Below are 13,633 nucleotides of genomic sequence, written 5' to 3' on the forward strand. Positions count from 1 at the left end.
GGCAGGCCAAAGGCCGCTGACATTTCATCTTGAGGACACAGACTATGAGCAATATCCCTGCCGACCTGCGTTTTGCCGAAAGTCACGAATGGGCTCGTCTGGAAGCTGACGGCACCGTGACCGTCGGGATCTCCGACCATGCACAGGAAGCTTTGGGTGATGTGGTGTTTGTTGAGTTGGCGGAAGTAGGTGCCAATTTTGAAGCGCAAGGCCAGGCGGGTGTGGTTGAGTCGGTGAAAGCCGCCTCGGATATCTACTCGCCGGTTGCCGGCGAAGTGATTGCTGTCAACGAAGAGCTGAGTGGCAGCCCTGAGCTGCTGAACTCTGACCCGTATGGCGCGTGGATCTTCAAGCTCAAGCCAAGCGACAAGGCCGAGCTGGACAAGCTGCTGGATGCCGCCGGCTACAAAGCCGCCATCGGCGAATAAACCCCATAGTTGCAACGACACAAATCAATGTGGGAGCTGGCTTGCCTGCGATTGAATCACCCGGGTATCACCGATACACCGAGGTGCCAGCATCGCAGGCAAGCCAGCTCCCACAGTTGATTTGTTGTGATCAGTCTCTTTTCAATACAGTTTTAACCGCCGCTACAGCCCGCTCCACATCCGCCTCTGTCATCGCCGTGAACATCGGCAACGACACGATCAAACGCCCAACACGCTCTGCCACCGGGAACATGCCTTCCTTGAAACCCTGTGCCCGATACAGGCTCAGCAGGTGGATCGGTGGGTAGTGATAGCCGATACCCACGCCGTGGGCCTGCATCTGTTCCATGAACGTCGCACGGGCCGGCAGGCCATCCTGGCGCTCCGGCAACACCAGTTGGAACAGGTGCCAGTTGCTGTTTTCGAAGTCTGCCGGCGGCAGTTGCGCGCCGTACTGCGTTTCGAAATCGCTGCCCAAGCACTTGAAATAGTGCCGTGCCAGGTTCTGACGATGGGCGGTGATCTTCTCGATGTGCGCAAATTGCCCCAGGCCGATGGCGGCGGCAATGTCGGTCATGTTGAACTTGCCACCCAGCACATCCACATCCAGGCCATCGAAGCCGCTGCGGGTGACGCCTTGCAGGCGATACTTCTCAGCCAGACGGGCCTCCTCGGCATTGTTCAACACCAGGCAGCCGCCTTCGGACGACGTGATGTTCTTGTTCGCCTGGAAGCTGAAAGACACGAAGTCGCCGGTTGCGCCGATACGCTCCCCATCCCAGCTGGAACCCAGGGCCTGGGCAGCATCTTCGACAATGCGCAGGTTGTACTTGTTGGCCAGCGCGTAGAGCATCGGCATATCCAGGGGCAAGCCGGCCAGGTAGACCGGGATGATCGCCTTGGTGCGCGGGGTAATGGCAGCTTCCACCTGGGCCAGGTCGATATTGCGCGTCACCGGGTCGATATCGGCAAAAACCGGAGTGGCGCCGACTTCGAGAATCACGTTGGCCGTGGCAACCCAGGAGATTGGGGTGGTGATGACTTCATCCCCAGGCCCGATTCCAGCGATGCGCAAGGCGATCTCCATGGTGCAGGTGCCCGAGTTGAAGGTGCGCACCGGACGGCCGCCAAAATACTCCGACAACTGTGCTTCGAACGCCTGCACCTTTGGCCCGCTGGTGATCCAGCCAGAACGCAGAACATCGCCGACCGCCGCGATGGTGGCTTCATCAATGGTCGGTTTGGAAAACGGCAGGAAAGGCTGTTGGCTCATGACGAAGAAGGCATCCGTTTCAGGTAGGCAATGAAAAATACACGTGTCAGTGGGGCATGGTTGCACGCTGAGACTGAATATAGCCTGTCATCCATGAACGATTCGTCATGCAGCAGGCAAAAAAATGCCGCTTGAAAAAGCGGCATTTTTTATGAGGGCAGTGTTACTCGGTGACAGCATTCTTAGCCAGGATGGCGTTAGCCAGTTCCATGTCCGTGGCCTGGAGGCCAGGGTTATCGGCGCGGACCTTCTGCATGGCCGCTTCCAGGTACGGGCCGCGAATGCCGCCGTCGCTGGCGACGAAGCTGCCTGCGTCGTCTTGGGCGGCGACCACCAGCTTGTGGTCCTTGAACGTCAGGTAAGTCGAGCCAGTGGTGGCGCCCGACGAGATGACATTACGCCAGAAGCTATCGGCCATGGCTGAGCCGACAGGTAGGGAAAGCACAGCGAGGGTTGCGACAGCATATTTGAGACGCATGATGGGTGACTCCGGTGGGTTATCTGTACGTTTTGATTGTAGTTAACCCGATCCAGTTCCATCACTGACTAAACAGTTTCAACCTTTAAAATCACCCCATCCTGCCCTACCACGCGGACTTGAGCGCCCACGGGGGCGTCGGCACCGGTGACCATCCACACGCCATCGCCGACTTTGACCTTGCCGCGGCCATCCACAATGGCTTGATGCACCACGAACGTGCGCCCTACCAACTCCGAACCGCGCTCGTTCAACCCCGGTTGATCGCTGGCCTTGGCGCTGCTGCGTTGGCGTTTCCACCAGTACACGGCGGTCAGTATCGACAACATCGCAAACAGCAGCAGTTGCCATTCCAGCCCCAGCGGTGGGAACAGGAACTTGATCACGCCCACGGCAGCGGCGGCGATGCCCATCCACAGCAGGTAGCCTCCGGCACCGAACACCTCGAGAATCAACAGCACGGTGCCCAGTGCCAACCAGTCCCAGAACGACAAATGCAGCAAAAAGTCCCACATGGTGTTGGCCTCAGCCTTTCTGGTTGCCGAAGGTTGCCTTGACGATTTCGCCGATACCGCCCACGGCGCCAATCACCTGGCTGGCTTCCAGCGGCATCAGGATGACCTTGCTGTTGTTGGCCGATGCAAGCTTGCCCAGGGCGTCGATGTATTTTTGCGCGACGAAGTAGTTCACCGCCTGCACGTTACCCGACGCAATGGCTTCGGACACCACTTGCGTCGCCCGCGCTTCGGCTTCGGCCTGGCGCTCGCGCGCCTCGGATTCCAGGAACGCGGCCTGGCGGCTGCCTTCGGCTTCAAGGATCTGCGCCTGCTTCTTGCCTTCGGCTGTCAGGATCGCCGACGCCCGCAGGCCCTCTGCTTCTAGGATCTGTGCACGCTTGATTCGCTCGGCTTTCATCTGGCCGGACATGGCGGCCATCAGGTCGGCGGGCGGGCTGATGTCTTTGATCTCGATACGGGTGATCTTGATGCCCCATGGCGCAGTGGCTTCATCCACGGTGCGCAGGAGTTTCTCGTTGATGCCGTCACGCTGGCTCAGCATGGCGTCCAGCTCCATGGAGCCGAGTACGGTACGGATATTGGTCTGCAGCAGGTTGCGGATAGCATGTTCGAGGTTGTTGACCTCATAGGCGGCCTGGGCGGTGTTGACCACCTGGAAGAAGCACACGGCATCGATCTGCACTGTGGCATTGTCGGCGGTGATGACTTCTTGAGGCGGGATATCCAGCACGCTTTCCATCACGTTGATCTTGCGACCGATGCGGTCCATGACCGGGATGATGATATTCAGGCCAGGCTTGAGGGTGTTGGTGTAGCGGCCGAAACGCTCGACGGTCCATTGGTAGCCCTGGGGCACCACTTTGAACCCCATGAACAGGATGGCGATGGCCAAGCCCACGAAAAGAAGCAGTACGGTTCCGATCTGCATAGCGATTCCCTATCTGAAGGTGTCAGTGAATGACATTAGGCCGATTGTAACGGTCTGGTCACGGATAAAGACGGTTTCATGGCCCAACAAACAAAGGATTTGTTTCTGAATCCCCAGGCGTGACCCGCAACACCTCCGTCATCGTGGTCAGCCCGGCCTTCACTTTCTCGATGCCGGCCATGCGCAGGCTGCTCATGCCCTGCGTCAGTGCCCCACGGCGCAGGGCTTGCACGTCCGCGCCCGGGGTGACCAGCGCCTGGAGCGCCGGATCCATGAGCATGATTTCATACAGCCCGGCCCGGCCTCGATAACCGCTGTCACGGCATTGCGCACAGCCGACAGCCTGGTAGCCGCCAGCGTCCTCCTGGCCCGCGGGGCGCTTGCAGTGGCTGCACAGAACCCGCACCAGGCGCTGCGCCATCACGCCTATGAGCGTGGCTTTGATCAAATAGTGAGCAATACCCAGCTCCTGCAGGCGGCTGATGGCGCTGGGCGCGTCGTTGGTGTGCAAGGTCGATAGCACCAGATGCCCGGTCAGCGCGGCCTGGATAGCCATCTCTGCGGTTTCCTGGTCGCGGATTTCGCCGATCATGATGATGTCCGGGTCCTGGCGCAGCAGGGCGCGAATACCGCTGGCGAACGTCAGGTCGATGTTGTGCTGGACCTGCATCTGGTTGAAGGCCGGCTCGAACATTTCAATCGGGTCTTCCACCGTGCACAGGTTGACCTCGCGGGTCGCCAGTTGCCTGAGGGTGGTGTAGAGGGTGCTGGTCTTGCCCGAGCCGGTTGGGCCGGTGACGAGGATGATGCCGTCGGTGCGTCGCGTCATGGCGTGCCAGCGTTGCTGGTCGGCGTTGGACAAACCCAGCTGGTCAAAATCCTTGAGCAGCACCTGAGGGTCAAAAATTCGCATCACCAGCTTTTCGCCGAATGTCGTGGGCAGGGTCGAAAGCCGCAATTCCACCTCGATACCCGCAGGGTTCCGGGTCTTGACGCGGCCATCCTGGGGTTTGCGTTTCTCGGCCACGTTCATCCGCCCCAGGCTTTTCAGGCGGCTGACCACGGCCATGGTGACCTGCGGGGGAAATTGATAGACGTCATGCAGCAGCCCATCAATGCGAAAGCGCACCCGACCCTGGTCGCGGCCGGGCTCGATATGGATATCGCTGGCCCGTTGGCCAAAGGCGTATTGCAGCAGCCAGTCAACAATGTTGACGATATGCGCGTCGTTGGCATCCGGCTCCTTGTCGCTGGCGCCGAGGCTGAGCAAGTCGACATTGCCAGGCGCCGTCATCTTTTGATCCGCGCCGCTGACGGACTTGGCCAAGCGGTAAAACTCGTTGATACAGCGTTGGATATCCCGGGGGTTGGCAACCACCCGCTTGATTGTGCGTTTGAGCACCTGGGACAGCCCGGCTTCCCAAGTGGTGATATGGGGTTGGGCACTGGCGACCGTTACGCTGCGGGCATCCACGGCGACTGCAAGAATGCCGTGGCGCTGGGCAAAGGCGTGGGACATCAAGGGCACCACGGCCGCCACGTCGATCTTCAACGGGTCGATGCGCAGGTAAGGCTGGCCGACCTGCCGGGCCAGCCATTGGGTCAAGGTCTCCAGGCAAGGGCCCTGGGCTGCGATGCATTCCAGGGGATGCTGGCTGCCGGGCGCTGGCGCAACCTTTTGCGCTGCCTGCGCCGTGATCAGCCCTTGCTCGACCAACGCCGGCAACAATTGCTGCAGTTCCAAGGGGTGATCGTGAGCGGTGACGGACATGCAGGTTTTCCTGGCGGCTTGGGGTGTAATCCCAGGCTAGCCAGCCGCTGAAGATCCTGCTTGCGCGTGTATTTCAGGTTTTTACTGCGCCATCGCCGCCAGCGCTTGGGGCCGCTCGGAATCAGCCGACCACAGCTCCAGGGTGCAGACGCTGATCAGGTTTCGAATCTTTTCACCGATCACTTGGGCGCGGTGCCAGCTCAGGCCGGTCATCACGATATCGATGCTCAGCAGGTCGGCTTCCCGGTTCACGCTGACCTGGGTGGGCGTGAGCAATTGCAGCGCGAAGTAGTTCAGCACCCGGCACAGCACGTCCGGTTCGGCCTCGGCGACGATGTGATAGTGCGCCTGGCAGTGGCTGCTATTGGCCGCCCACGCATCGACGCGGGTAGCAGGGTAGGCGGTTTCGACGGCGTGCATGCTGACTCTCCAAATTCGACTGGGGGAATTTTTACATTCGCCTCGGGAGATTTCTTATCTAAGATGAGTCTGTTTGGCGATAAATCGACTCAATCAATTCAATATCAGCCTATTAACGGGTACGTTTATGCACAGTGAGTTGGACGCCTACGACCGCCGCATCCTGGCCTTGCTGCAAGAGGACGCCTCGCTCTCCAGCGCACAGATTGCCGAGCAGGTCGGCCTGTCGCAGTCGCCGTGCTGGCGGCGCATTCAGCGGCTCAAGGAAGAGGGCGTGATCCGCGGCCAGGTCACCCTGCTGGACCGCAAGAAAATCGGGCTCAACACGCAGATTTTCGCCGAGGTCAAACTCAACGCTCACGGTCGCTCCAATTTCACCGAGTTCACCGAGGCGATTCGCGGGTTTCCGGAAGTGTTGGAGTGCTATGTGCTGATGGGGGCGGTGGATTTTCTGCTGCGTATCGTCACCTCGGATATCGAGGCGTATGAGCGGTTTTTCTTCGAGAAGCTTTCGATGGTGCCGGGGATTCAGGAGGTCAACTCGATTGTGGCGCTGTCGGAGATCAAGTCCACCACCAGCCTGCCAGTATTGCGCTTGTAGGAGCGAGCTTGCTCGCGAAGATCGTTAACGATAACGCGGGAAGCCTGGCTCCCCACATCGCTCTCGGGTTTTTCGCGAGCAAGCTCGCTCCTACAGGTAGAGGGACTTACAGGCGCAGAAGGGTCTTCCAAGCACGATTCTGATACACCGCAATCGCCTGGTGCATACGCGCATCCAGGGATTCATCGGTAATCGGCCCGTTGGCCAGGTGCGCCAGCTTGTTCAGCTCGCCGTACAAGCGGTCCAGCTCAGGAATGTCCACCACGTGGCGCGCATGGTGCAGCCAGGCCTGGATGCGTTCGATACGCGGCAGTTGCTCGGCGAGGTCTTCCGGCTGTTGCTGGTAGCGCTGCAGTTGCAGGGCGACGGCGTCGTCGGCCAACAGGCGTGGCAGCCAGTTGGTGATTTGCGCAGCGCCCTGGCGGTTGCCACGCACGTTACGTTCGGCCGTCCAGGTGCGAGCCAGCAACCAGCGCGAGAGGTTGAGTGAGAACAGGCCCCAGCGCACGTCTTGCAGCTCTTCGATGAACTGCTCTGGCGCGGCTTTGCGAATGTCTTCATCGTCGTCACCGGCCTGGACCAGCGGGCGCCAGTCTTCCAGCAACGCATCCAGGGCGCTGCGCAGTTCGCTGGTGGATTGGCGCGGCGCGGCCTGGCCGAGGCTGCCGATCAGGGCGCGCAATTCACCAAGGTTCTCGACCCAGTCCTGCAGCAGGCGCCAGTGGCCATTGAAGCGGTATTGCTCGGCCAGGCGCTGGCTGCTGCCCAGCAGGTGCCACAGGATCGCGGCGAACGCATCGTCCAATGGCATTTCGGCGTGGATCTGTGGCGCCGGCAGGCTCAGGGAGTAGCTGCTGGCGTCATACAGGCGATAGCCGCGTTCGGCCTTGCTGATGTCGCACGGCATCAGGGCCAGGGTCGCGGCCAGTTCGGCGGCCAACTCCAGCAGGGCTGCCGGTTCGCCTTCGCGCAATTCCAGTTCCAGCTCGCAGATTTCTTCCTTCTGCTTGCCGACCACCACGTGGCCCAAGTCCAGGGCGGCTTCGATCACCACCTTGGCTTTGCCACGGCCCCAAGCGATCTCGGCGCGTTCACGCACGAAGTCGGTGGTGAAGATCGGCTTGAGGGTCTTTTTGTCCAACTCGGCCAGTTGCTCGGGCCAGCACTCGCCATCGAGTTTCTTCACGTCGAGCTTGGCTTTGGGCAGGTCCCAGTTGTATTCGTTGCGTTCCGACAAGCCGGCGACGCTTTGGCCGCGGGTCTTGAGGGTCTGGATGATGTCGTCACCGTCCTTGCGCAGGCGCAGGGCAACCTTGGCCTGGGCCAGGTCGCGCTCGGGGGTGTCGAAGTACTGGTTCATCAACTCACGGCGTTCCCAGCCACTTTTGTTGCGTTTTTTCAGTAACGGGTGCTCACGCAGCGCGGCGAGTGTTTCGCGGCTGACGCGTAGCTTGATTTCGGTTTCTTTCTGCATGGCCGGAAAATCCAGGATCGGGAGCGCAGCCGGGGAAAAGTGTGGCTGCCAAGGTCGTGCAGTGTACAGGACTGAGCCCGGCAACGCGCCGCAACGGTTTATTGTGTTGCGCAGATGCCTCTATAGTGAGGTTCATCCGGGAAGTTGGGAGACCGCGCATGCCGTTACCGTCCATGAAAGAGCAGTTCGCCGCCTTGATCGCCGCGCCGTCGGTGAGTTGCACCCAGGCGTCTCTCGACCAGAGCAACCGCCCGGTGATCGACCTGCTCGCCGCTTGGCTGGGCGACCTGGGCTTTGCCATCGATATCCAACACGTCAGCCCCGGCAAATTCAACCTGTTGGCCAGTTTTGGCAGCGGCCCTGGTGGCCTGGTGCTGGCGGGGCATAGCGATACGGTGCCGTATGACGCGGCGCTGTGGAAAACCGACCCGCTCAAGCTGACGGAAGTCGATGGCCGCTGGGTAGGGCTGGGCAGTTGTGACATGAAGGGTTTCTTCGCCTTGGTCATCGAAGCGGTGTTGCCGCTGCTCGACCAACCCTTCAAGCAGCCGCTGTTGATTCTTGCCACCTGTGACGAGGAAAGCTCCATGTCCGGTGCCCGTGCGCTGGCCGAGGCGGGGCGCCCGCTGGGTCGCGCAGCGGTGATCGGCGAGCCGACCGGGCTCAAGCCGATCCGCCTGCACAAAGGCGTGATGATGGAGCGCATCGACATCCTCGGGCGCAGCGGCCACTCGTCGGACCCAAGCCTAGGCCACAGCGCCCTGGAAGCCATGCATGACGCCATCGGCGAATTGCGCGGCCTGCGCCTGGCGTGGCAGCGCGAGTACCGCAACGCGCAATTCAGCGTGCCGCAGCCGACCATGAACTTCGGCTGCATTCACGGCGGCGACAACCCCAACCGCATCTGTGGCCAGTGCTCCCTGGAGTTCGACCTGCGCCCTCTGCCGGGCATGGACCCCGAGGTGTTGCGCGCCGCGATCCGCCAGAAGCTCGAACCCGTGGCCGAGCGGCATAAGGTCAAGATCGACTACGCGCCGTTGTTCCCCGCAGTGCCACCCTTTGAGCAGCCCGAAGACGCCGAGCTGGTGCGGGTGGCGGAACGTTTGACCGGTCATCGTGCCGAAGCAGTAGCGTTCGGCACCGAAGCGCCTTATCTTCAGCGCCTCGGTTGCGAAACCCTGGTGCTCGGCCCTGGCGACATTGCCTGCGCCCACCAGCCGGGCGAATACCTTGAAATGTCACGCTTGACGCCTACAGTGCGTCTATTGCGGGAACTGATCGAACACTACTGCCTGAAACCTGCATAAATTTACCCCTGCCCATTCGTACATAAGGAGAGTGAGCGTGTCGCCAAGCCTGTTCCGACGATAACCATCAGCCGCTGTGCGCTTTCACGATTGATCCTTTATTTGGCTGCTTTTTATTACAGGCCCAGGTGTTATGCCCGAATACGTCAACTGGCTTCGTCACGCTTCGCCCTACATCAACGCCCACCGCGACTGCACCTTTGTGGTCATGCTGCCCGGCGATGGTGTGGACCACCCCAACTTCGGCAATATCGTCCACGACCTGGTGCTGCTTCACAGCCTGGGTGTGCGCCTGGTGCTGGTGCACGGCTCGCGCCCGCAAATCGAAACCCGCCTTGAAGCACGCGGCCTTACCCCGGCTTACCACGAAGGCTTGCGCATCACCGATGCCGCGACGCTGGAGTGTGTGATCGACGCGGTGGGCCATCTGCGTATTGCCATCGAGGCGCGCCTGTCCATGGACATGGCGTCCTCGCCGATGCAGGGCTCGCGCCTGCGTGTGGCCAGCGGCAACCTGGTCACCGCACGGCCAATCGGCGTGCTTGAAGGCGTGGACTACCACCACACCGGCGAGGTGCGCCGGGTCGACCGCAAGGGTATCAACCGCCTGCTGGACGAACGCTCCATCGTGCTGCTGTCGCCCCTGGGGTATTCGCCTACCGGTGAGATCTTCAACCTGGCCTGCGAAGACGTCGCCACCCGCGCCGCCATCGACTTGGGCGCCGACAAATTGCTGCTGTTCGGCGCCGATCCCGGTCTGATCGATGAGAACGGCCGCCTGGTGCGTGAATTGCGCCCACAACAAGTGCCCGCGCACTTGCAACGCTTGGGCAGCAACTATCAAGCCGAGTTGCTCGATGCCGCTGCCGAAGCCTGCCGGGGTGGGGTAGGGCGCAGCCATATCGTCAGCTACGCCGAAGATGGCGCCTTGCTCACCGAGCTGTTTACCCGCGACGGCGGCGGTACGCTGGTGGCCCAGGAGCAATTCGAACTGGTGCGCGAAGCGGCGATTGAAGACGTCGGCGGTTTGCTGGATCTGATCAGCCCGCTGGAAGAGCAGGGCATTCTGGTGCGCCGCTCGCGGGAAGTGCTGGAGCGTGAGATCGAACAGTTCAGCGTGGTCGAGCGCGAAGGCATGATCATCGCGTGCGCAGCGCTGTATCAGATCGCGGATTCGGATGCGGGCGAGCTGGCGTGCCTGGCAGTGAACCCGGAATACCGCCACGGCGCGCGCGGCGATGTGTTACTCGAACGTATCCAGACCCGTGCACGAGCGCAGGGCTTGAAAACCCTCTTTGTACTCACCACCCGTACGGCCCACTGGTTCCGCGAACGCGGCTTTGTGCCCAGCAGCGTGGATCGCCTACCGTCGGCGCGTGCGTCGCTGTACAACTATCAGCGCAACTCCAAGATCTTCGAAAAGGCCCTATAAAAGATTACTGCTCTGTGTGGGAGCTGGTTTGCCTGCGATAGCGGCGCCTCGGTTTATCTGAAGGACCGAGTTGCTGGCATCGCAGGCAAGCCAGCTCCCACCGAAGACTGTATTTATTCTGGGATGAATTTGTCGGTCACATAGGCCGAATAATCCGGCAGCACCGTCTCCACCTTCCCCTGTTCCTTCAAGAACTTCGCCGTCTCCCCAATCGCCTTTGCCGTGCCGCCCTTGAGCAGCGCAGCGGTTTGCTGTGCCTGTGCATCCGGAAACGTCGTGCCCGCCAGTAGCTCCGGAATGTCGTCGGCATTCGAACCTGTCAATTTGGCGATTTTCTGCACCGGCTCCGAATCGACCGTCCAGCTGTCTTTGTGGGCGGCATAGTCGGCAAAGGCATCCAGGGTGACCTTGGCGAACTTGGCCACGACGTCAGGATGTTTTTGCGCGAAATCCTTGCGCGCCACCCACACTTCAAATGTGGGGGCGCCCCATTGGCCCACCTGCGCCGCGTCTGTGAGGGTTTTGCCGGTCTTGCGGATTTCGCCCAGGGCCGGCGACCACACGAAAGCCCCATCAATATCGCCGCGTTTCCAGGCAGCGGCAATTTCGGCCGGTTGCAGGTTCACCACTTTGACTTGCTGGGTGTTCAGCCCCCAGTGTTTCAGCGCGCCGAGCAGGCTGTAATGGGAGGTCGAGACGAACGGGGTGGCGATGGTTTTGCCGATCAGGTCTTGGGGTTTGTCGATGCCACTGCCGTTGCGCACCACCAGGGCTTCAGAAGCGTTGATCTGTGCCGATACGATAAACGCCACAATCGGCAGGTTGCGCGACGCCGCCGCCGCAAGCGGGCTGGAGCCGAGGTTGCCGATTTGTACATCACCCGACGCGATGGCCGTGACCACCTCTGGCCCGCTGTTGAAGCGGCGCCAGGCGATTTTTTCGCCAATGGCTTTTTCGTAGAGGCCGTCGGCCTGGGGAACCTTGCTGGGATCGATGCCGGTCTGGTAGCCCACCGTCAGGTCGGCGGCGTTGACTCCAAAAGAAAGTAATAGCGATACAAAAACTGTAACAAATTGACGGGAGGATGTGCGTTTGGCCATGATGGCGTCGCCTTTTTGATCGTGAGTGACGTATGCAACCGTACGGCCACACTAATCGATCTAAAAAAGCACCAGTAAATACCCTTTAGGAATTAGCTTATGGAGCGGCGCGTCTATCCTGACCGGCCAGCTTCACGGAAAGTCTTATTCCTGGATCGTATGAAAAAGAATGAAATAATTCTTTTTGGGTGTATGAAAAACTCATTACCCTGCAGGGACCAAATCAACTGCGATTAGACGAAGGTAGTAGACACACAAGGTTACGATTGACTTGGTGGTCACTATCTGGCGCTAATCGCGCATCTGTGGATCGAGGGCGTCAGACCCGAGACCAAAGAAATACAAAAATTAGAAATGAGAGGAGCGGTACATGAAGAAGTCCACCTTGGCTGTGGCTGTAACGTTGGGCGCAATCGCCCAGCAAGCAGGCGCTGCCGGTTTCATCGAAGACAGCAAGGCCACACTGGGCCTGCGTAACTTCTATATCAACACCGATAACCGCGAAGGCACGGCCAACCCGAGCCGCAACGAAGAATGGGGCCAAGGCTTCGATCTGCGTTTCATCTCCGGTTACACCCAAGGCACCGTTGGCTTCGGTCTTGATGCTATCGGCCTGTTGGGTATTCGCCTGGATTCGGGCGGCGGTACCAACGGCGCGACTGCCAGCTCCTACGGCGGCACCATCTTCCCGAGCAAGTCCAATGGCGAAGCCGTTGATAACTACTCGAGCCTGGGCCTGACCGCCAAGGCCAAGATCTCCCAGACCGAACTGAAGCTGGGTACCTTGCAGCCTAAGCTGCCGGTCATCGTCACCAACGATGGTCGTATGCTGCCGCAGACCTTCCAGGGTGGCCAGATCACCTCCAGCGACATCAAGGACCTGACCCTGGTCGCCGGCCAGATCGAAAAGGCCAAGGGCCGTAACTCCAGCAACAACGAAAGCCTGTCCATCTCCGGCGCCAACAGCCGTGGCGTGAACTGGCGTTCGAGCAACAAGTTCTACTACGCCGGTGGCGACTACAAGATCACCAAGGATCTGACCGCCCAGTACTACTACGGCAACCTGGAAGATTTCTACAAGCAACACTTCCTGGGCCTGACCCACAACTGGGCTATCGGCCCTGGCGTGTTGAAGTCTGACCTGCGTTACTTCAACAGCTCCGACGATGGTAACAACGGTAACCAGTCCGCTTACTTCTCGACGGGCAACTACGGCGGCGTGAACTCCGGCCGTGGCAAAGTCGACAACAACCTGTACAGCGGCCTGTTCCTGTACTCGGTGGCCGGTCACACCTTCGGTGGCGGTTACCAGGTCAGCAACGGCAGCAGCGACTTCCCTTGGCTGAACCAGGGTGACGGCTCGTCGGCTTACATCACCACCGACATGCAGATCCAGAAGTTCGCCCGTGCCGGCGAGCGTACCTGGCAAGCGCGCTACTCCTACGACTTCGCCAAAGTCGGCGTACCTGGCCTGACCGCGGGTGTGGTTTACCTCAAGGGTGACCATATCGACACCGTCTCCAGCAACCGTACCGAGTTCACCGGCCAGTCCGAGTGGGAACGTGATATCACTGTTGCCTACGTTGTACCGGAAGGTCCGCTGAAGAACGTTGGCGTGGCGTGGAAAAACGCTATGTGGCGCAGCGACATCGCCAGCGCGCGTAACCAGGACGAAAACCGCTTGATCGTCAGCTACTCGATCCCGCTGTTGTAAGACTGTAAAACCTTGCCCGGCGCAATGCCGGGCAAGGTGTCTTGCTGTTCAAGTCGGGCTCAACCCCCGCAAGCCCTTCCTGAACCCCTCTTTTTGCAGCATCTCAAGGCCTTCTCGAACCTTGAAAGCGATGTTGGCCTCAGGCCGTTCCCAAGTCCAATGAACTGATTTTTAATATTCCTTTATCGT

At 60.2% G+C, this 13,633-nt stretch carries 13 protein-coding genes; 5 read left to right on the plus strand and 8 right to left on the minus strand.

Going from position 1 to position 13,633, the window contains the following annotated elements:
• Positions 1-44 precede the first annotated feature (44 nt).
• Positions 45-428 (plus strand): glycine cleavage system protein GcvH, encoded by a 384-nt coding sequence (gcvH, locus tag V8689_RS01245; protein ID WP_003195293.1) that lies wholly within the window; start codon positions 45-47, stop codon positions 426-428.
• 130 nt (positions 429-558) lie between these two features.
• Here gcvH and V8689_RS01250 read toward each other — a convergent pair whose 3' ends face one another.
• The 6 genes from V8689_RS01250 to V8689_RS01275 form a co-directional block, all read right to left on the minus strand.
• On the minus strand, positions 559-1,701 hold the full coding sequence (locus V8689_RS01250; protein ID WP_056783160.1) for a DegT/DnrJ/EryC1/StrS family aminotransferase: 1,143 nt from the start codon (positions 1,699-1,701) through the stop codon (positions 559-561).
• A 163-nt stretch (positions 1,702-1,864) separates the two neighbouring features.
• Entirely contained in the window at positions 1,865-2,179 is a 315-nt protein-coding gene (locus V8689_RS01255; protein WP_003176799.1) for a DUF2388 domain-containing protein, read from the minus strand.
• 68 nt (positions 2,180-2,247) lie between these two features.
• Positions 2,248-2,694 carry an NfeD family protein gene (locus V8689_RS01260; protein WP_044269716.1) on the minus strand — a complete coding sequence of 149 codons (447 nt, stop codon included), beginning with the start codon at positions 2,692-2,694 and terminating at the stop codon, positions 2,248-2,250.
• A gap of 10 nt (positions 2,695-2,704) precedes the next feature.
• Positions 2,705-3,625, minus strand: coding sequence for an SPFH domain-containing protein (locus V8689_RS01265; RefSeq protein ID WP_003195285.1), 921 nt, complete (start codon positions 3,623-3,625; stop codon positions 2,705-2,707).
• Between the two features lie 76 nt (positions 3,626-3,701).
• A complete protein-coding gene (locus V8689_RS01270) occupies positions 3,702-5,396 on the minus strand; it encodes a GspE/PulE family protein (RefSeq protein WP_056783158.1) in 1,695 nt (564 codons plus the stop codon).
• An 81-nt stretch (positions 5,397-5,477) separates the two neighbouring features.
• Positions 5,478-5,816, minus strand: a complete 339-nt coding sequence (locus V8689_RS01275) for a hypothetical protein (protein ID WP_032894623.1) — start codon at positions 5,814-5,816, stop codon at positions 5,478-5,480.
• 127 nt (positions 5,817-5,943) lie between these two features.
• Between V8689_RS01275 and V8689_RS01280 the strand changes: the two genes are divergently transcribed.
• Positions 5,944-6,417 (plus strand): Lrp/AsnC family transcriptional regulator, encoded by a 474-nt coding sequence (locus V8689_RS01280; RefSeq protein ID WP_056783155.1) that lies wholly within the window; start codon positions 5,944-5,946, stop codon positions 6,415-6,417.
• Between the two features lie 106 nt (positions 6,418-6,523).
• Here the strand turns inward: V8689_RS01280 and V8689_RS01285 are convergent, their stop codons facing one another.
• Positions 6,524-7,891, minus strand: a complete 1,368-nt coding sequence (locus tag V8689_RS01285; RefSeq protein WP_056783153.1) for an inorganic triphosphatase — start codon at positions 7,889-7,891, stop codon at positions 6,524-6,526.
• Positions 7,892-8,049: 158 nt separating this feature from the next.
• On the opposite strand from V8689_RS01285, the gene argE reads away from it, so the two are divergent.
• Together argE and argA are read left to right on the plus strand one after the other, a co-directional pair.
• The gene (argE, locus tag V8689_RS01290) at positions 8,050-9,198 is read left to right on the plus strand and encodes an acetylornithine deacetylase (protein ID WP_032894625.1); all 1,149 of its coding nucleotides are present in this window, start codon (positions 8,050-8,052) and stop codon (positions 9,196-9,198) included.
• Positions 9,199-9,331: 133 nt separating this feature from the next.
• Positions 9,332-10,630, plus strand: coding sequence for an amino-acid N-acetyltransferase (gene argA, locus V8689_RS01295; protein WP_003195273.1), 1,299 nt, complete (start codon positions 9,332-9,334; stop codon positions 10,628-10,630).
• Positions 10,631-10,743: 113 nt separating this feature from the next.
• Here the strand turns inward: argA and tauA are convergent, their stop codons facing one another.
• A complete protein-coding gene (gene tauA / locus V8689_RS01300; protein ID WP_056783151.1) occupies positions 10,744-11,730 on the minus strand; it encodes a taurine ABC transporter substrate-binding protein in 987 nt (328 codons plus the stop codon).
• Between the two features lie 370 nt (positions 11,731-12,100).
• On the opposite strand from tauA, the gene V8689_RS01305 reads away from it, so the two are divergent.
• Positions 12,101-13,444, plus strand: a complete 1,344-nt coding sequence (locus tag V8689_RS01305; protein WP_056783149.1) for an OprD family porin — start codon at positions 12,101-12,103, stop codon at positions 13,442-13,444.
• Positions 13,445-13,633 lie beyond the last annotated feature (189 nt).

The organism is Pseudomonas sp. AK181, assembly GCF_051122975.1.
Classification (GTDB): domain Bacteria; phylum Pseudomonadota; class Gammaproteobacteria; order Pseudomonadales; family Pseudomonadaceae; genus Aquipseudomonas; species Aquipseudomonas lactis.